At 48.2% G+C, this 15,407-nt stretch carries 29 protein-coding genes; all 29 read right to left on the bottom strand.

Translation table 11 applies throughout. From position 1 onward, the window contains the following. Positions 1 to 54 precede the first annotated feature (54 nt). On the bottom strand, positions 55 to 435 hold the full coding sequence (gene rplQ / locus ACVB80_RS22850) for a 50S ribosomal protein L17 (RefSeq protein WP_005383141.1): 381 nt from the start codon (positions 433 to 435) through the stop codon (positions 55 to 57). A 26-nt stretch (positions 436 to 461) separates the two neighbouring features. After that, positions 462 to 1,454, bottom strand: a complete 993-nt coding sequence (locus ACVB80_RS22845; protein ID WP_252021334.1) for a DNA-directed RNA polymerase subunit alpha — start codon at positions 1,452 to 1,454, stop codon at positions 462 to 464. Positions 1,455 to 1,478: 24 nt separating this feature from the next. Continuing rightward, the gene (gene rpsD / locus ACVB80_RS22840) at positions 1,479 to 2,099 is read right to left on the bottom strand and encodes a 30S ribosomal protein S4 (protein ID WP_481083594.1); all 621 of its coding nucleotides are present in this window, start codon (positions 2,097 to 2,099) and stop codon (positions 1,479 to 1,481) included. Between the two features lie 32 nt (positions 2,100 to 2,131). After that, positions 2,132 to 2,521, bottom strand: coding sequence for a 30S ribosomal protein S11 (rpsK, locus tag ACVB80_RS22835; RefSeq protein WP_101111171.1), 390 nt, complete (start codon positions 2,519 to 2,521; stop codon positions 2,132 to 2,134). A gap of 17 nt (positions 2,522 to 2,538) precedes the next feature. Beyond that, positions 2,539 to 2,895 (bottom strand): 30S ribosomal protein S13, encoded by a 357-nt coding sequence (rpsM, locus tag ACVB80_RS22830; protein WP_005383154.1) that lies wholly within the window; start codon positions 2,893 to 2,895, stop codon positions 2,539 to 2,541. A 149-nt stretch (positions 2,896 to 3,044) separates the two neighbouring features. Continuing rightward, positions 3,045 to 3,158 (bottom strand): 50S ribosomal protein L36, encoded by a 114-nt coding sequence (gene rpmJ, locus ACVB80_RS22825; protein ID WP_039969906.1) that lies wholly within the window; start codon positions 3,156 to 3,158, stop codon positions 3,045 to 3,047. 39 nt (positions 3,159 to 3,197) lie between these two features. Further along, complete coding sequence (gene secY / locus ACVB80_RS22820) at positions 3,198 to 4,538, bottom strand: preprotein translocase subunit SecY (protein WP_481083593.1); 1,341 nt, start codon at positions 4,536 to 4,538, stop codon at positions 3,198 to 3,200. Positions 4,539 to 4,559: 21 nt separating this feature from the next. Beyond that, positions 4,560 to 4,994, bottom strand: a complete 435-nt coding sequence (rplO, locus tag ACVB80_RS22815) for a 50S ribosomal protein L15 (protein ID WP_481083592.1) — start codon at positions 4,992 to 4,994, stop codon at positions 4,560 to 4,562. A gap of 5 nt (positions 4,995 to 4,999) precedes the next feature. Then, positions 5,000 to 5,176, bottom strand: a complete 177-nt coding sequence (rpmD, locus tag ACVB80_RS22810; protein ID WP_481083591.1) for a 50S ribosomal protein L30 — start codon at positions 5,174 to 5,176, stop codon at positions 5,000 to 5,002. 6 nt (positions 5,177 to 5,182) lie between these two features. After that, positions 5,183 to 5,686 carry a 30S ribosomal protein S5 gene (gene rpsE, locus ACVB80_RS22805; RefSeq protein ID WP_481083631.1) on the bottom strand — a complete coding sequence of 168 codons (504 nt, stop codon included), beginning with the start codon at positions 5,684 to 5,686 and terminating at the stop codon, positions 5,183 to 5,185. Positions 5,687 to 5,699: 13 nt separating this feature from the next. Further along, on the bottom strand, positions 5,700 to 6,053 hold the full coding sequence (gene rplR / locus ACVB80_RS22800) for a 50S ribosomal protein L18 (protein ID WP_481083590.1): 354 nt from the start codon (positions 6,051 to 6,053) through the stop codon (positions 5,700 to 5,702). Between the two features lie 9 nt (positions 6,054 to 6,062). Further along, positions 6,063 to 6,596, bottom strand: coding sequence for a 50S ribosomal protein L6 (gene rplF / locus ACVB80_RS22795; protein ID WP_481083589.1), 534 nt, complete (start codon positions 6,594 to 6,596; stop codon positions 6,063 to 6,065). 13 nt (positions 6,597 to 6,609) lie between these two features. Then, positions 6,610 to 7,002: a 30S ribosomal protein S8 gene (rpsH, locus tag ACVB80_RS22790; RefSeq protein ID WP_481083588.1), complete on the bottom strand. Its 393-nt coding sequence runs from the start codon at positions 7,000 to 7,002 to the stop codon at positions 6,610 to 6,612. Positions 7,003 to 7,033: 31 nt separating this feature from the next. Continuing rightward, positions 7,034 to 7,339 (bottom strand): 30S ribosomal protein S14, encoded by a 306-nt coding sequence (gene rpsN / locus ACVB80_RS22785; RefSeq protein WP_481083587.1) that lies wholly within the window; start codon positions 7,337 to 7,339, stop codon positions 7,034 to 7,036. 17 nt (positions 7,340 to 7,356) lie between these two features. Continuing rightward, entirely contained in the window at positions 7,357 to 7,896 is a 540-nt protein-coding gene (gene rplE / locus ACVB80_RS22780) for a 50S ribosomal protein L5 (protein WP_481083586.1), read from the bottom strand. Positions 7,897 to 7,919: 23 nt separating this feature from the next. After that, on the bottom strand, positions 7,920 to 8,237 hold the full coding sequence (gene rplX / locus ACVB80_RS22775) for a 50S ribosomal protein L24 (protein WP_481083585.1): 318 nt from the start codon (positions 8,235 to 8,237) through the stop codon (positions 7,920 to 7,922). A 12-nt stretch (positions 8,238 to 8,249) separates the two neighbouring features. Continuing rightward, positions 8,250 to 8,621: a 50S ribosomal protein L14 gene (gene rplN, locus ACVB80_RS22770; protein ID WP_481083584.1), complete on the bottom strand. Its 372-nt coding sequence runs from the start codon at positions 8,619 to 8,621 to the stop codon at positions 8,250 to 8,252. Positions 8,622 to 8,782: 161 nt separating this feature from the next. Next, positions 8,783 to 9,037: a 30S ribosomal protein S17 gene (rpsQ, locus tag ACVB80_RS22765; RefSeq protein ID WP_481083583.1), complete on the bottom strand. Its 255-nt coding sequence runs from the start codon at positions 9,035 to 9,037 to the stop codon at positions 8,783 to 8,785. After that, complete coding sequence (gene rpmC, locus ACVB80_RS22760; RefSeq protein WP_004410456.1) at positions 9,037 to 9,228, bottom strand: 50S ribosomal protein L29; 192 nt, start codon at positions 9,226 to 9,228, stop codon at positions 9,037 to 9,039. Before rpmC ends, rpsQ begins: the two co-directional genes overlap by 1 nt. Further along, positions 9,228 to 9,638: a 50S ribosomal protein L16 gene (rplP, locus tag ACVB80_RS22755; RefSeq protein ID WP_481083582.1), complete on the bottom strand. Its 411-nt coding sequence runs from the start codon at positions 9,636 to 9,638 to the stop codon at positions 9,228 to 9,230. The genes rpmC and rplP overlap by 1 nt, the downstream gene beginning before the upstream one ends. 11 nt (positions 9,639 to 9,649) lie before the next feature. Continuing rightward, a complete protein-coding gene (gene rpsC / locus ACVB80_RS22750) occupies positions 9,650 to 10,348 on the bottom strand; it encodes a 30S ribosomal protein S3 (protein ID WP_481083581.1) in 699 nt (232 codons plus the stop codon). A 17-nt stretch (positions 10,349 to 10,365) separates the two neighbouring features. Next, positions 10,366 to 10,698 (bottom strand): 50S ribosomal protein L22, encoded by a 333-nt coding sequence (gene rplV, locus ACVB80_RS22745; protein ID WP_252021303.1) that lies wholly within the window; start codon positions 10,696 to 10,698, stop codon positions 10,366 to 10,368. A 10-nt stretch (positions 10,699 to 10,708) separates the two neighbouring features. Then, positions 10,709 to 10,987, bottom strand: a complete 279-nt coding sequence (gene rpsS / locus ACVB80_RS22740) for a 30S ribosomal protein S19 (RefSeq protein ID WP_004736729.1) — start codon at positions 10,985 to 10,987, stop codon at positions 10,709 to 10,711. Between the two features lie 20 nt (positions 10,988 to 11,007). Beyond that, positions 11,008 to 11,832, bottom strand: a complete 825-nt coding sequence (gene rplB / locus ACVB80_RS22735; protein WP_481083580.1) for a 50S ribosomal protein L2 — start codon at positions 11,830 to 11,832, stop codon at positions 11,008 to 11,010. A gap of 16 nt (positions 11,833 to 11,848) precedes the next feature. After that, a complete protein-coding gene (rplW, locus tag ACVB80_RS22730; RefSeq protein WP_004398471.1) occupies positions 11,849 to 12,151 on the bottom strand; it encodes a 50S ribosomal protein L23 in 303 nt (100 codons plus the stop codon). Then, positions 12,148 to 12,750, bottom strand: coding sequence for a 50S ribosomal protein L4 (gene rplD, locus ACVB80_RS22725; RefSeq protein ID WP_481083579.1), 603 nt, complete (start codon positions 12,748 to 12,750; stop codon positions 12,148 to 12,150). The genes rplW and rplD overlap by 4 nt, the downstream gene beginning before the upstream one ends. A 16-nt stretch (positions 12,751 to 12,766) precedes the next feature. Further along, positions 12,767 to 13,396, bottom strand: a complete 630-nt coding sequence (gene rplC, locus ACVB80_RS22720) for a 50S ribosomal protein L3 (protein ID WP_481083578.1) — start codon at positions 13,394 to 13,396, stop codon at positions 12,767 to 12,769. 14 nt (positions 13,397 to 13,410) lie between these two features. Beyond that, positions 13,411 to 13,722, bottom strand: coding sequence for a 30S ribosomal protein S10 (gene rpsJ / locus ACVB80_RS22715; RefSeq protein WP_004410492.1), 312 nt, complete (start codon positions 13,720 to 13,722; stop codon positions 13,411 to 13,413). 608 nt (positions 13,723 to 14,330) lie between these two features. After that, a partial coding sequence (gene tuf / locus ACVB80_RS22710; protein WP_481083577.1) for an elongation factor Tu occupies positions 14,331 to 15,407 on the bottom strand: 1,077 nt, incomplete at its 5' end.

Raw genomic sequence — 15,407 nt, 5'->3', positions numbered from 1 at the left:
AACGCAAAAAAGCCGCGCTTACGCGCGGCTTTTTGTTCTTACGAACTTTACTGATTACTCAGCAGCTTCTTCAGCAGCCGGGCGATCTACAAGCTCAATGTAAGCCATTGGAGCTTTGTCACCAGCACGGAAGCCAGCTTTCAGGATACGAGTGTAACCGCCCTGACGAGCAGCAAAACGTGGACCCAGTTCGTTAAATAGTTTTGCTACAACTTCGTTATCACGAGTGCGAGCAAATGCCAGACGACGGTTAGCAACGCTGTCAGTCTTAGCTAGTGTAATCAAAGGCTCAACTACGCGGCGCAGCTCTTTTGCTTTTGGCAAAGTAGTCTTGATAACTTCATGACGTACCAGAGAGCTAGCCATGTTGCTGAACATCGCTTTACGATGTGAGCTGTTGCGGTTGAGTTGACGACCACTCTTACGATGGCGCATGACCTAATCCTTCTAACTAGTATCGATTAATCTTCAGCGATAGACGCTGGTGGCCAGTTTTCCAGGCGCATGCCCAGAGAAAGACCACGTGATGCAAGTACGTCTTTAATCTCAGTAAGAGATTTCTTACCAAGGTTAGGAGTCTTAAGAAGCTCCACCTCAGTACGCTGTACAAGATCACCGATGTAGTGAATCGCTTCTGCTTTCAGACAGTTAGCAGAGCGAACTGTTAGTTCAAGATCGTCTACAGGACGCAGTAGGATCGGATCGAATTCCGGCTTCTCTTCTTTCTCTTCTGGAACACGGATGTCACGAAGATCAACGAAGGCATCCAGCTGCTCAGCAAGAATAGTTGCTGAACGACGGATTGCTTCTTCAGGATCCAGTGTACCGTTAGTTTCCATATCGATAACAAGTTTGTCCAGGTCAGTACGCTGCTCAACACGCGCCGCTTCAACTGCGTAGGCAATTTTGTCTACTGGGCTGAAAGTTGCGTCTACAAGCAGACGGCCGATTGGACGCTCGTCTTCTTCAGTGTGAATACGAGCAGAAGCTGGAACATAACCACGACCACGTTCAACTTTGATGCGCATAGCGATCTCAGCGTTGTCATCCGTCAGGTGACAAATTACGTGCTCAGGGTTAGCGATCTCTACATCACCATCATGGGTGATGTCACCTGCAACCACAGGGCCCGAGCCTGATTTGTTCAGAGTAATGAACACTTCATCTTTGCCTTCCGCTACTTTAACGGCCAGACCTTTCAGGTTCAGAAGGATCTCAAGGATATCTTCCTGTACACCTTCTTTGGTGCTGTACTCGTGTAGCACACCTTCAATCTCCACCTCGGTCACAGCGCAACCAGGCATAGAAGATAGAAGAATGCGGCGAAGAGCATTACCCAGAGTGTGGCCGAAACCACGCTCTAATGGCTCTAGAGTTACTTTTGCGTGTGTCGTGCTGATCTGTTCGATGTCAACAAGACGTGGCTTAAGAAATTCTGTTACAGAACCCTGCATTGTGTCCTCTCTTTAGTTTAAACCTTACTTAGAGTAAAGCTCGACGATCAGGTGTTCGTTGATGTCAGCAGACAGGTCAGCACGCTCAGGCATACGCTTGAAAGTACCTTCCATGTTGCTTGCATCGACTTCAATCCAAGTTGGTTTTTCGCGTTGTTCAGCAACTTCCAGAGCCGCTTTAATACGAGCCTGCTTTTTAGCTTTCTCGCGAATAGAAACAACGTCGTTAGCCGCAACTTTGAATGAAGGAACGTTTACAACTTTACCGTTTACCAGGATAGCTTTGTGGCTAACCAGCTGACGTGCTTCACAGCGAGTAGCGCCGAAGCCCATGCGGTAAACTACGTTATCAAGACGACCTTCCAGAAGCTGAAGCAGGTTTTCACCTGTGTTGCCTTTCAGACGTGCAGCTTCTTTGTAGTAGTTACGGAATTGTTTTTCAAGTACGCCGTACATGCGACGAACTTTCTGCTTCTCACGAAGCTGAACGCCATAATCAGATAGACGACCGCGACGAGCGCCGTGTACACCTGGTGCGTTATCAATTTTACACTTGGTATCAATCGCACGAACACCAGACTTAAGGAATAAGTCAGTGCCTTCGCGACGGCTAAGCTTCAGCTTAGGACCCAAATATCTTGCCATGTTCTTTCTCCAGTTTTCCTAGAAACGAAACGTTATACGCGACGTTTCTTAGGTGGACGACAACCGTTATGAGGGATCGGAGTCGCATCAACGATGTTAGTGATACGGAAACCCGCAGCGTTCAGAGCGCGGATAGTTGACTCACGACCAGGACCAGGGCCCTTAACCATAACTTCCAGGTTCTTCAGGCCATATTCTTTAGCCATTTCACCACAACGCTCAGCAGCAACCTGTGCAGCGAACGGAGTAGATTTACGAGAACCACGGAAACCTGAACCACCTGCAGTAGCCCATGCCAGAGCGTTACCCTGACGGTCAGTGATGGTTACGATTGTGTTGTTAAAAGAAGCATGGATGTGCGCTACGCCATCTGCTACTTGCTTGCGTACGCGCTTACGAGCGCGAGTTGGTTGTTTTGCCATTGTACTCTACCTTCCGATTATTTCTTGATCGGCTTGCGCGGACCCTTACGGGTGCGAGCGTTGGTTTTAGTACGCTGTCCACGTAGTGGTAGACTGCGACGATGACGAAGACCACGGTAACAACCAAGGTCCATTAGACGCTTGATGTTCATGGAAACTTCACGACGTAGATCACCTTCTACAGTGTACTTAGCTACACCATCACGCAGTTGATCGATCTGCTCTTCAGTTAGTTCACTGATCTTAACATTTTCAGCAATACCTACTTCAGCCAGGATAGCCTGTGAGCGGGTCTTACCGATACCGTAGATCGCAGTCAGAGCGATTACAGCATGTTTTTGATCAGGAATGTTAATGCCAGCAATACGGGCCATTATTCACTCCTAAGTGGTTCTATAAAAGAATTAGCCGCAGCAAAGCCCGTTTCGGATACGCTGCGGGATACTACTTCTTTTGCACGCAAAAGGTAGGCCGAGGAATATACTCGACACTACCTTATATTTCAAGTAAAAATTTCTGCTGATTAGCCTTGGCGCTGCTTGTGCTTTGGCTCACTGCAAATTACGCGAACGACACCGTTACGCTTAATGATTTTACAGTTACGGCAGATTTTTTTAACGGAAGCACGAACTTTCATTGCTAAACTCCGTAAATGAAATCTGTTAACTACCGCCGATTAACGGCCGTAGCCCTTCAGATTCGCTTTTTTCAACACAGAATCATACTGTTGTGACATCAGATGAGTCTGTACCTGTGCCATGAAATCCATGATTACTACCACTACGATAAGCAGTGAAGTGCCGCCAAAGTAGAAACGTACGTTCCACATGACCATCATGAACTCTGGGATCAGACAGATAAAGGTAATGTACAGGGCGCCCGCTAGGGTCAGTCGTGTCATCACTTTATCGATATATTTCGCTGTCTGCTCACCTGGGCGGATACCGGGTACGAACGCACCGGACTTCTTCAGGTTATCTGCTGTTTCACGCGGGTTGAATACCAACGCCGTGTAGAAGAAACAGAAGAAGATGATCGCTGCAGCATAAAGCATTACATACAGTGGCTGACCTGGGCTGAGGGCCAAAGACACGTCAGTTAAGAAACTGAGCGCGCTGTCCTCACCACCAGTGTTTCCGAACCACTGAGCCAGTGTTCCTGGGAACAGGATAATGCTCGATGCGAAAATCGCTGGAATAACGCCTGCCATGTTAATTTTCAGTGGCAGGTGTGTGCTTTGCGCTGCAAATACCTTACGACCCTGTTGACGCTTCGCGTAGTTAACAACGATTCGACGTTGACCACGCTCCATGAAAACAACGAAGTAGATTACAGCAAAAGCCAGTACACCGATTAGCAGCAGAAGAAGTACGTGCAATTCACCACGACGCGCTTGCTCAATAGTTTGTCCGATTGCCGAAGGCAACCCAGCAACAATACCTGCAAAGATAATCAGAGAAATACCGTTACCAATTCCACGCTCAGTAATCTGTTCACCTAACCACATCAGGAACATGGTACCGGTTACTAGACTGATGGTCGCAATCGGGATAAACATGGCTTGGCTCTCAGGGACAACCAAATTAGGGACCATGTTTGGTAAGCCGGTTGCAATACCAATTGCCTGGAATGTTGCAAGTACAAGCGTGCCATAACGCGTATATTGGCTAATCTTACGACGGCCTGCTTCGCCCTCTTTCTTGAGCTCAGCTAACGCAGGATGAACTACAGTTAGCAGCTGGACAACAATCGAGGCCGAAATATACGGCATGATGCCCAGTGCTAATATAGATGCACGCGAAAGTGCACCACCAGAGAACATGTTAAACATTTCAATGATGGTACCCTTTTGCTGATCGAACAAATCGGCGAGTACAGCTGCGTCAATACCAGGGATCGGCACAAAAGAGCCGGCGCGGAATACTAAAAGTGCACCAATTACGAATAACAAGCGCGACTTTAACTCTGCCACACCACTTTTTGCACTACTAAAATCTTGTCCTGGTTTTTTAGCCATCTGTACCTCATCCCTCGAGAATTATGCCTCGATTTTACCGCCTGCAGCTTCGATTGCAGCTTTAGCGCCTTTAGTTACGCGTAGACCTTTAACAGTCACAGCCTTGCTGATCTCACCAGAAAGAACAACTTTAACGAATTCGATGTTCTTAGTGATAAGGTTTGCAGCTTTCAGGCTGTTCAGGTCAATCACGTCAGCTTCTACTTTCGCCAGCTCAGCCAGACGAATTTCAGCGCTCACCAGGCTCTTACGAGAAGTGAAACCGAATTTAGGCAGACGCTGTTTCAGAGGCATCTGACCGCCTTCGAAACCTGGACGTACTTTACCGCCAGAGCGTGATTTTTGACCTTTGTGACCACGGCCACAAGTTTTACCAAGGCCAGAACCGATACCACGACCTACGCGCTTCTTAGAAGGCTTAGAACCCGCAGCCGGTGATAGAGTATTCAAACGCATTCTGATTACTCCTCAACTTTAACCATGTAGTAAACTTTGTTGATCATACCGCGTACGCACGGAGTATCTTCAAGTTCTACAGTGTGGTTGATACGACGAAGGCCAAGACCTTTCAGGCACGCTTTGTGCTTTGGCAGGCGGCCAATTGAGCTTTTAGTTTGAGTTACTTTAATAGTTGCCATGGTGTCTTACTCCGAAATATCTTCAACAGTTAGACCACGCTTAGCAGCAACCATTTCTGGTGACTTCATGCCGCTCAGACCGTCGATAGTCGCGCGAACGATGTTGATAGGGTTCGTTGAACCGTATGCTTTCGCAAGTACGTTGTGAACACCTACAACTTCCAGTACTGCACGCATCGCACCGCCGGCGATGATACCAGTACCTTCTGCCGCTGGCTGCATGTAAACTTTAGAGCCAGTGTGACGACCTTTCACCGCGTGGTGAAGAGTGCCATCGTTAAGCGCAACTGTAACCATGTTACGACGCGCTTTTTCCATTGCTTTCTGGATCGCAGCAGGTACTTCACGGGCTTTGCCGTAACCGAAACCTACACGACCGTTACCGTCACCAACAACTGTTAGTGCAGTAAAGCTAAAGATTCGACCGCCTTTAACCGTTTTAGAAACACGGTTAACAGCGATTAGCTTTTCTTGCAAATCTGTAGCTTGTGGTTGTTGTTCTTTAGCCATCATCAACCCTACCTTAGAATTTCAGACCAGCTTCGCGAGCAGATTCTGCCAGCGCCGCTACTCGACCGTGGTATTGGAAACCAGAACGATCGAATGCAACTGCAGCAACGCCTTTTTCAAGAGCGCGCTCAGCAACAGCTTTACCAACTGCCTTAGCTGCTTCGATGTTACCAGTGTATTTCACCTGCTCACGGATCGCTTTTTCTACAGTAGAAGCTGCAGCGATAACCTCAGAGCCGTTCGCTGCGATTACCTGAGCGTAAACGTGGCGAGGAGTACGGTGTACTACCAGGCGAGTTGCACCCAGTTCTGCAATCTTACGACGTGCACGTGTAGCACGACGGATGCGAGATGCTTTCTTATCCATAGTGTTACCTTACTTCTTCTTAGCTTCTTTAGTACGCACATTTTCATCTGCGTAACGAACACCTTTGCCTTTGTAAGGCTCAGGCTGACGGTAAGAACGAATGTCAGCCGCAACCTGACCAACTAGTTGCTTGTCACAACCGGTGATCACGATTTCAGTTTGGCTTGGACATTCAGCTTTAACACCCGCTGGCAGCTCGTGCTCAACTGGGTGAGAGAAGCCCAGGGTCAGGCCTACAGCGTTGCCTTTGATAGCAGCACGGTAACCAACACCCTTCAGGGTCAGCTTCTTGGTAAAGCCTTCAGTAACACCAACAACCATGTTGTTTACAAGAGCGCGAGCAGTACCTGCTTGTGCCCATGCGTTAGCAACACCTTCTTTTGGACCGAAGGTCAGGTTGTTTTCTTCCTGAGCGATAACTACTGCAGCGTTGAAAACGCGAGACAGTTCGCCTTTAGGACCTTTAACGCTTAGTTCCTGGCCGTTTAGTTTCACCTCTACGCCAGCTGGAATAGCGACAGGTGCTTTAGCAACACGAGACATGTTCTACTCCTTATTACGCTACGTAGCAGATGATTTCACCGCCAAGACCGGCTTTACGCGCAGCACGGTCGGTCATCAGACCCTTGGAAGTGGAAACTACAGCAATACCCAGACCACCCATTACAGATGGCAGCTCGCCTTTCTTCTTGTAAACACGAAGAGATGGACGAGAAACGCGCTGGATTTGCTCGATTACTGGTTTCGCCTGGAAGTACTTAAGGGTAACTTCCAGCTCTGGTTTAACTTCGCCGCTTACAGCGAAGTCTGCGATGTAACCTTCAGCTTTCAGTAGTGCAGCAATTGCAACTTTCAGCTTTGAAGAAGGCATTTTTACAGCAACTTTGTTTGCTGCCTGACCGTTACGAACGCGGGTCAGCATATCCGAAATCGGATCTTGCATGCTCATAGGTTTTACTCCAAATGATTAAAAGTGGCAATTACCAGCTAGCCTTACGAAGACCCGGAATCTCGCCTTTCATGCAAGCTTCACGAACCTTAATACGGCTTAGACCGAACTTACGTAGGTAACCGTGTGGACGACCAGTTTGGTTACAACGGTTGCGCTGACGTGATGCACTTGAATCACGTGGTAGTGATTGCAGTTTAAGAACTGCAGCCCAACGTTCTTCTTCAGATGCGTTTACATCGCTGATGATAGCTTTAAGCGCAGCGCGTTTTTCAGCGAACTGAGCTACCAGCTTTGCACGCTTAGCTTCGCGCGCTTTCATTGATTGTTTAGCCATAACAGTAACCCTTCACCTTACTTACGGAATGGGAAGTTAAAGGCAGCCAGCAGAGCACGGCCTTCCTCATCGGTGTTCGCAGAAGTCGTGATAGTGATATCAAGACCGCGTACACGATCGACTTTATCGTAGTCGATCTCCGGGAAGATGATTTGCTCGCGAACGCCCATGCTGTAGTTACCGCGTCCGTCAAAAGACTTAGCGCTAACGCCACGGAAGTCACGTACACGTGGAAGAGCGATGTTAATCAGACGCTCAAGAAAATCCCACATGCGTTCGCCACGCAAGGTTACTTTACAACCGATTGGGTAGCCTTCACGGATTTTGAAACCTGCAACAGATTTACGCGCTTTAGTGATAAGTGGCTTTTGACCAGAGATGGTCGCCATATCAGCAGCTGCGTTTTCCAGCAGTTTCTTATCGTTGATTGCTTCACCCACACCCATGTTCAGGGTGATCTTTTCGATTCTAGGGACTTGCATGACGCTTGTGTAGCTGAACTCTTTGGTCAGTTCAGCGACTACAGACGACTTGTAGTAATCATGCAGTTTCGCCATAGTAGAACTCCAAATTACTTCTATTAGTTAGAAACGGTTTCGCCGTTAGATTTAAAGAAACGAACTTTCTTGCCATCTTCGAAACGGAAACCGATGCGGTCTGCTTTGCCAGTAGCTGCATTGAAGATTGCAACGTTAGAAGCATCAATTGCTGCTTCCTGTTCAACGATGCCACCTTGTTGACCAAGAGCCGGTACAGGCTTCTGGTGTTTCTTAACAAGGTTGATACCTTCAACGATAACTTTACCGGTTGTCAGAACCTTAGTTACTTTACCGCGCTTGCCTTTATCTTTACCAGCAAGAACGATTACTTCGTCATTACGACGGATTTTAGCTGCCATTGTTGCCGCTCCTTACAGAACTTCTGGAGCCAGTGATACAATCTTCATGAATTTCGCGTTACGAAGTTCACGAGTCACTGGACCAAAGATACGTGTGCCGACTGGTTGCTCGGTAGTGTCGTTCAACAATACACAAGCGTTACGGTCGAAGCGAATGACAGAACCGTCTGGACGACGTACGCCTTTACGGGTGCGAACTACCACCGCCTTCAGTACATCACCTTTTTTCACTTTACCGCGAGGAATTGCTTCCTTCACTGTAACTTTGATGATGTCACCGATGTGTGCATAACGACGGTGAGAGCCACCCAGAACCTTAATACACATTACACTGCGAGCGCCTGAGTTATCAGCTGCGTCCAGCATACTTTGCATTTGGATCATGTTAGTGCTCCGCTAAATATTAAAAACTAGACCCTCACGGGTCGGGCTGCCTCTTTAATAAGGGCTGCGAATTGTACCACCCTTTTTTTAGATTGGGTAGCCAAAAAATAAGCGGCCCCAAAATTTTTTTGGAGCCGCTTGTTCATCGTATCAAAAGGAAATTAGTATTTCGCTTTTTCTACTACGCGTACCAGAGTCCAAGACTTAGTCTTAGACAGTGGACGGCACTCACGAACTTCAACAGTGTCGCCGATGCCACACTCGTTGTTTTCGTCATGTGCGTGCAGTTTAGTCGTGCGCTTTACGTACTTGCCGTAAATTGGGTGTTTCACCATGCGCTCGATTGCAACAACGATAGACTTGTCCATCTTGTCGCTGATTACACGACCTTGTTGAGTACGAATTTTGTCGCTCATTATGCGCCTGCCTTCTCAGTCAAAACAGTTTTCACACGTGCGATATCACGGCGTACAGCTTTCAGAGTATGAGTCTGCTGTAGCTGACCAGTCGCAGCCTGCATGCGCAGGTTGAACTGCTCACGCAGCAGATTCAGAAGCTCAGCGTTAAGCTCTTCAACGCTTTTTTCGCGTAGATCTTGTGCTTTCATCACATCACCTGCTTAGTTACAAATGTAGTTTTGAATGGCAGTTTACGTGCCGCCAGGCGGAACGCTTCACGTGCCAACTCTTCAGGTACACCGTCCATTTCGTACATAACCTTACCAGGTTGGATTTGGGCTACCCAGTACTCAACGTTACCTTTACCCTTACCCTGACGAACTTCAAGTGGTTTTTCAGTGATTGGCTTGTCTGGGAACACACGGATCCAGATTTTACCCTGACGCTTGATGTGACGCGTCATAGCACGACGTGCAGCTTCGATTTGACGAGCAGTCAGACGACCACGGCCAACAGCTTTAAGACCGAATTCGCCGAAGCTTACATCAGTACCTTTAGCCAGGCCGCGGTTACGACCAGTCTGAACCTTACGGAACTTAGTACGTTTAGGTTGTAGCATCTGTCGACTCCTTACTTACGGCCTTTGCGCTGCTTCTTAGGCTTGTCGCCTTTAGGCTCAACAGCGTTAGCTGCTGGCATGCCGCCCAGGATCTCACCTTTGAAGATCCAGGTCTTGATGCCGATTACACCGTATTGGGTGTGAGCCGAAGAAGTTGCGTAATCAATATCAGCACGCAGGGTGTGCAGTGGCACACGGCCTTCACGGTACCATTCAGTACGCGCGATTTCAGCACCGCCAAGACGGCCGCTTACTTCAACCTTGATACCTTTAGCACCCAGACGCATAGCGTTCTGTACCGCACGCTTCATAGCACGACGGAACATAACACGACGCTCCAGCTGAGACGCGATGCTGTCACCAACAAGTTGTGCGTCCAGCTCAGGCTTACGTACTTCAGCGATGTTAATCTGCGCTGGTACACCTGCGATCTTAGCTACAGCTGCGCGTAGCTTCTCAACGTCTTCACCTTTCTTACCGATTACAACGCCTGGACGAGCAGTGTGAATAGTCACACGGATGCTCTTAGCAGGACGCTCGATAACGATGCGTGACAGAGACGCTTTAGCCAGTTCTTTAGTCAGGAACTGACGTACCTTGAAGTCGCCGTCTAGGTTGTCAGCGAAATCTTTGGTGTTAGCAAACCATGTAGCATTCCAAGGCTTAACGATGCCAAGACGAATACCATTAGGATGTACTTTTTGACCCATTGCTTACTCTCCTAGTCTCAAGCGTCTGCTACAACAACAGTGATGTGGCTTGAACGCTTCAAGATACGATCCGCACGACCTTTAGCACGAGGCATAATACGCTTCATGATCGGGCCTTCATCTACGAAGATTTTAGCTACTGACAGATCGTCGATATCTGCACCTTCGTTGTGCTCTGCATTCGCGATTGCTGATTCCAGAACTTTCTTGATCAGATCAGCAGCTTTTTTGTTGCTGAACGTCAGAATTTCCAGAGCCTGATCCACAGATTTACCGCGGATCTGGTCTGCAACCAGGCGAGCTTTCTGAGGAGAAATACGAGCAAAGTTATGTTTAGCGATAGCTTCCATTATCTACTCCTTATTTCTTCTTAGCTTTCTTATCCGCAGCGTGACCGCGGTAAGTACGAGTTGGTGCGAATTCGCCCAGCTTGTGACCGATCATTTCTTCGGTTACGAAAACTGGTACGTGCTGACGACCATTATGGACAGCGATGGTCAAACCGATCATTGTTGGAATGATCATTGAGCGACGGGACCAAGTCTTAATAGGCTTTTTGTCTCCGCTTTCCACCGCTTTCTCTACCTTCTTCAGCAAGTGTAGGTCAATAAATGGACCTTTCTTGAGAGAACGTGGCATGGCTTATCCTCTTAAATAGATTACTTGTTACGACGACGTACGATGTACTTGTCAGTGCGCTTGTTCTTACGGGTCTTGAAGCCTTTAGTAGGCATGCCCCATGGAGAAACTGGGTGACGGCCACCAGAAGTACGACCTTCACCACCACCGTGTGGGTGGTCAACCGGGTTCATTACCACACCGCGAACGGTTGGACGAACACCGCGCCAGCGTGATGCACCAGCTTTACCCAGTTCACGCAGCATGTGCTCAGCGTTGCCTACTTCACCGATTGTTGCACGGCCTTCAGCAAGGATCTTACGCATTTCGCCTGAACGCAGACGTACAGTTACGTACGCGCCATCGCGAGCTACGATCTGAACGTAAGCACCAGCAGAACGTGCGATCTGAGCGCCTTTACCAGGCTTCAGTTCAACGTTGTGTACAGTGGTACCAACTGGGATGTTGCGCATCGGCAGGGTGTTACCTGCTTTGATTGGCGCATCAACACCAGACTGGATTGCGTCACCAGCTTTAATGCCTTTAGGGGCAATGATGTAACGACGCTCACCGTCTTTGTACAGTACCAGAGCGATGTTCGCGCTGCGGTTTGGATCGTATTCGATACGCTCAACTTTCGCAGGGATACCATCTTTGGTACGTTTGAAGTCGATTACACGGTAGTGTTGTTTGTGACCGCCACCGATGTGACGAACAGTGATACGACCGTTGTTGTTACGACCGCCAGACTTAGCGTTCTTCTCAAGAAGAGGCGCGTAAGGCTTACCTTTGTAAAGGTCTGCGTTAACAACTTTAACTACGTGACGACGACCAGCCGAAGTCGGCTTACATTTAACAATAGCCATTTTTCAACTACTCCTGTTATTCCGCGCCGCCAACAAAGTCAAGATCTTGACCTTCTTTCAAAGTAACGTACGCTTTCTTAACGTCTGAACGACGACCCTGGCGCAGACCTTGACGTTTGGTCTTACCCTTAGTGATAAGAGTATTTACAGACTTAACTTCAACTTCAAATAGCTTTTCTACAGCTGCTTTGATCTCTTTCTTAGTAGCATCTTTTGCAACTTTGAAAACGATAGTGTTCGCTTTCTCAGCAGCCATAGTTGCTTTTTCAGAGATGTGCGGAGCACGCAGAACTTTTAGGATACGCTCTTCAGTGATCATGCTAGCATCTCCTCAACTTGCTTAACTGCTTCCGCAGTCATCAGTACTTTGTCAAACGCGATCAGTGAAACTGGGTCGATACCAGCTACGTCACGAGCGTCAACTTTGTACAGGTTACGAGCAGCTAAGAACAGGTTCTCGTCTACTTCACCGGTAACGATCATTACATCGTTCAGCTCAAGCTCTTTCAGCTTAGCTACCAGCTCTTTAGTTTTTGGTGCTTCAACTGAGAAGTTGTCAACAACGATCAGACGCTCCTGACGAACCAGCTCAGACAGAATGCTCTTCATAGCGCCACGGTACATTTTCTTGTTTACTTTAACGCTGTGATCCTGTGGTTTCGCAGCGAAAGTAACACCACCTGTACGCCAGATAGGGCTACGGATAGTACCAGCACGTGCACGGCCAGTACCTTTCTGACGCCATGGCTTAGCGCCACCGCCAGATACTTCAGAACGAGTCTTTTGAGCACGAGTACCTTGACGAGCACCTGCTGCGTAAGCAACAACTACCTGGTGTACAAGAGCTTCGTTAAAGTCACGTCCGAAAGTAGTCTCGGAAACAGTTAGTGCATCAGCACCTTTAACCATCAATTCCATTACTTACTCCTAGACGTTATGCTTTAACAGCAGGTTTTACGATCACGTTGCCGCCTGTTGAGCCTGGTACTGCACCTTTAATAAGAAGCAGGTTGCGCTCAGCGTCAACACGTACGATCTCCAGGTTCTGAGTAGTAACACGCTCAGCACCCATGTGACCTGCCATTTTCTTGCCTTTAAACACGCGACCTGGAGTCTGACATTGACCGATAGAACCAGGAGCACGATGCGACAATGAGTTACCGTGAGTCATATCTTGAGTACGGAAGTTCCAGCGCTTAACAGCACCCTGGAAGCCTTTACCCTTAGATGTACCAGTAACGTCTACTTTTTTAGTTTCGTTGAACAGTTCAACAGTCAGCTCAGCGCCAACTTCAAACTCTTCGCCGTTTTCTAAACGGAATTCCCAAAGACCGCGGCCAGCTTCAACACCTGCTTTCGCAAAGTGACCAGCTTCTGGCTTAGATACACGGTTAGCTTTCTTAGCGCCTGCAGTTACCTGGATAGCAGCGTAGCCGTCGTTCTCAAGAGTACGTACTTGAGTTACACGGTTAGCTTCTACCTCAACAACTGTTACAGGGATAGAAACGCCTTCTTCGGTAAATACGCGGGTCATACCCACTTTACGTCCGACTAGACCAATCATTCTTCTAATCTCCCTTAACCTAGGCTGATTTGCACGTCAACGCCCGCAGCCAGGTCTAGACGCATCAGAGCATCAACAGTTTTGTCTGTTGGCTCAACGATGTCGATTAGACGCTTGTGAGTACGGATTTCGTACTGGTCACGTGCTTTCTTGTTTACGTGTGGAGAGATAAGAACAGTGAAACGCTCTTTACGAGTAGGCAGTGGGATAGGACCACGAACCTGTGCGCCGGTACGTTTTGCTGTTTCAACGATTTCCGCAGTAGAAGCATCGATCAGTTTGTAATCGAAAGCTTTCAGGCGGATACGAATACGTTGGTTCTGCATGAGACAGAGCTCCAATAATAAAAAATTACACAAACAATATCGCCACTCAAACTCGTCAGGACGAGTGAATGCCGATTGATTTATGTGAAACCGTAGCATCCAAGATCAGGATGCATTGTCAGTTAATTTTCGATTAACTCTTTCTGTCCGGAGACAGAGAACTAATTGTATTAACCGCGAACATAAGCTGAGTATACATTACCGGGCAATTTCACAAGGAAAGTAACCGCTCCTCAATGCTCATTGGTTCACAACTGGCTTAACCAGTGCGCTGCATTATACAGATCACAGTTTTACATGCAAGGGCTGTTTGAAAAATAAACGGAGAAACTGGTGCGAGAGTGCGAGAGTGCGAGAGTGCGAGAGTGCGAGAGTGCGAGAGTGCGAGAGTGCGAGAGTGCGAACTCATTTTAATCAGAGATAAATCCTGTCAACGATAATCCGTAGCCAGCTGGTACAAACAAAGCCCCTCGTCCCACGGAGCGTCAGCGTCACGCGAACCGCGAATCCCCGCCGCGCCGAAGGCCGGAAAACGAAAAAGGGAAGCCGAAGCTCCCCTTTTTCAGATGCGTGCTCTTCTAATGAAGAGAGTGCAAAATCAATCGAAATTATTCGAAGATTTTAGCAACAACACCAGCACCTACAGTACGGCCACCTTCACGGATAGCGAAACGCAGACCTTCGTCCATCGCGATTGGAGCGATCAGAGTAACAGTCATTTGTACGTTATCACCAGGCATTACCATTTCAACGCCTTCTGGCAGCTGAATGTCGCCAGTTACGTCAGTTGTACGGAAGTAGAACTGTGGACGGTAACCTTTGAAGAATGGAGTGTGACGGCCACCTTCGTCTTTAGACAGAACGTATACTTCTGACTCAAACTTGGTGTGAGGAGTGATAGAACCTGGAGCAGCCAGAACCTGACCACGCTCAACTTCGTCACGCTTAGTACCACGCAGAAGTGCACCAACGTTCTCACCTGCACGACCTTCGTCAAGCAGCTTACGGAACATTTCAACACCAGTACAGGTAGTAGTAGTAGTCTCTTTGATACCAACGATTTCTACTTCGTCACCTACAGACAGGATACCACGCTCGATACGGCCAGTTACTACTGTACCACGACCCTGGATAGAGAATACGTCTTCGATTGGCATCAGGAACGGCTGGTCTACAGCACGCTCTGGCTCAGGGATGTAAGAATCCAGAGCTTCAGCCAGTTCAACGATCTTCGCTTCCCACTGCTCTTCACCGTTCAGTGCACCCAGAGCAGAACCCTGGATTACTGGCAGGTCGTCACCTGGGAAATCGTACTCAGACAGAAGTTCACGAACTTCCATTTCTACCAGCTCAAGCAGCTCTTCATCATCAACCATGTCACACTTGTTCATGAATACGATGATGTAAGGGATACCAACCTGACGACCCAGCAGGATGTGCTCACGAGTCTGAGGCATAGGACCATCAGTAGCAGCAACAACCAGGATACCACCGTCCATCTGAGCAGCACCGGTGATCATGTTTTTAACATAGTCAGCGTGTCCTGGGCAGTCTACGTGTGCGTAGTGACGTGATGGAGTGTCGTACTCAACGTGAGAAGTTGCGATGGTGATACCGCGCTCACGCTCTTCTGGAGCGTTATCGATAGACGCGAAGTCTTTAGCTTCACCGCCGTATACTTTAGC

This window comes from Vibrio sp. 9-16B-A1 (assembly GCF_056726165.1).
Note: the sequence above shows the minus strand (reverse complement) of the source record. Positions and strands in the feature narration are given on the sequence as shown.

What these genes read in the sequence shown, in the direction of transcription:
- rplB (WP_481083580.1), bottom strand. Translation starts at nt 11,832, where the DNA reads ATGGCTATTGTTAAATGTAAGCCGACTTCGGCTGGTCGTCGTCACGTA.
- rplQ (WP_005383141.1), bottom strand. Translation starts at nt 435, where the DNA reads ATGCGCCATCGTAAGAGTGGTCGTCAACTCAACCGCAACAGCTCACAT.
- secY (WP_481083593.1), bottom strand. Translation starts at nt 4,538, where the DNA reads ATGGCTAAAAAACCAGGACAAGATTTTAGTAGTGCAAAAAGTGGTGTG.
- rplC (WP_481083578.1), bottom strand. Translation starts at nt 13,396, where the DNA reads ATGATTGGTCTAGTCGGACGTAAAGTGGGTATGACCCGCGTATTTACC.
- rplO (WP_481083592.1), bottom strand. Translation starts at nt 4,994, where the DNA reads ATGCGTTTGAATACTCTATCACCGGCTGCGGGTTCTAAGCCTTCTAAG.
- rpsK (WP_101111171.1), bottom strand. Translation starts at nt 2,521, where the DNA reads ATGGCAAAACAACCAACTCGCGCTCGTAAGCGCGTACGCAAGCAAGTA.
- rpsN (WP_481083587.1), bottom strand. Translation starts at nt 7,339, where the DNA reads ATGGCTAAACAATCAATGAAAGCGCGCGAAGCTAAGCGTGCAAAGCTG.
- ACVB80_RS22845 (WP_252021334.1), bottom strand. Translation starts at nt 1,454, where the DNA reads ATGCAGGGTTCTGTAACAGAATTTCTTAAGCCACGTCTTGTTGACATC.
- rplF (WP_481083589.1), bottom strand. Translation starts at nt 6,596, where the DNA reads ATGTCTCGTGTTGCTAAAGCACCTGTCGCTATTCCAGCTGGCGTAGAG.
- rpsH (WP_481083588.1), bottom strand. Translation starts at nt 7,002, where the DNA reads ATGAGCATGCAAGATCCGATTTCGGATATGCTGACCCGCGTTCGTAAC.
- rplV (WP_252021303.1), bottom strand. Translation starts at nt 10,698, where the DNA reads ATGGAAGCTATCGCTAAACATAACTTTGCTCGTATTTCTCCTCAGAAA.
- rpmC (WP_004410456.1), bottom strand. Translation starts at nt 9,228, where the DNA reads ATGAAAGCACAAGATCTACGCGAAAAAAGCGTTGAAGAGCTTAACGCT.
- rpsQ (WP_481083583.1), bottom strand. Translation starts at nt 9,037, where the DNA reads ATGAGCGACAAAATTCGTACTCAACAAGGTCGTGTAATCAGCGACAAG.
- rpsJ (WP_004410492.1), bottom strand. Translation starts at nt 13,722, where the DNA reads ATGCAGAACCAACGTATTCGTATCCGCCTGAAAGCTTTCGATTACAAA.
- rpsC (WP_481083581.1), bottom strand. Translation starts at nt 10,348, where the DNA reads ATGGGTCAAAAAGTACATCCTAATGGTATTCGTCTTGGCATCGTTAAG.
- rpsE (WP_481083631.1), bottom strand. Translation starts at nt 5,686, where the DNA reads ATGGCTAAAGAACAACAACCACAAGCTACAGATTTGCAAGAAAAGCTA.
- rplE (WP_481083586.1), bottom strand. Translation starts at nt 7,896, where the DNA reads ATGGCGAAACTGCATGATTACTACAAGTCGTCTGTAGTCGCTGAACTG.
- rpsS (WP_004736729.1), bottom strand. Translation starts at nt 10,987, where the DNA reads ATGCCACGTTCTCTCAAGAAAGGTCCATTTATTGACCTACACTTGCTG.
- rplP (WP_481083582.1), bottom strand. Translation starts at nt 9,638, where the DNA reads ATGCTACAACCTAAACGTACTAAGTTCCGTAAGGTTCAGACTGGTCGT.
- rpmJ (WP_039969906.1), bottom strand. Translation starts at nt 3,158, where the DNA reads ATGAAAGTTCGTGCTTCCGTTAAAAAAATCTGCCGTAACTGTAAAATC.
- rplW (WP_004398471.1), bottom strand. Translation starts at nt 12,151, where the DNA reads ATGATCACTGAAGAGCGTATCCTAAAAGTTCTGCGTGCTCCGCACATC.
- rpmD (WP_481083591.1), bottom strand. Translation starts at nt 5,176, where the DNA reads ATGGCAACTATTAAAGTAACTCAAACTAAAAGCTCAATTGGCCGCCTG.
- rplD (WP_481083579.1), bottom strand. Translation starts at nt 12,750, where the DNA reads ATGGAATTGATGGTTAAAGGTGCTGATGCACTAACTGTTTCCGAGACT.
- rplX (WP_481083585.1), bottom strand. Translation starts at nt 8,237, where the DNA reads ATGGCAGCTAAAATCCGTCGTAATGACGAAGTAATCGTTCTTGCTGGT.
- rplN (WP_481083584.1), bottom strand. Translation starts at nt 8,621, where the DNA reads ATGATCCAAATGCAAAGTATGCTGGACGCAGCTGATAACTCAGGCGCT.
- rpsM (WP_005383154.1), bottom strand. Translation starts at nt 2,895, where the DNA reads ATGGCCCGTATTGCTGGCATTAACATTCCTGATCAAAAACATGCTGTA.
- rplR (WP_481083590.1), bottom strand. Translation starts at nt 6,053, where the DNA reads ATGGATAAGAAAGCATCTCGCATCCGTCGTGCTACACGTGCACGTCGT.
- rpsD (WP_481083594.1), bottom strand. Translation starts at nt 2,099, where the DNA reads ATGGCAAGATATTTGGGTCCTAAGCTGAAGCTTAGCCGTCGCGAAGGC.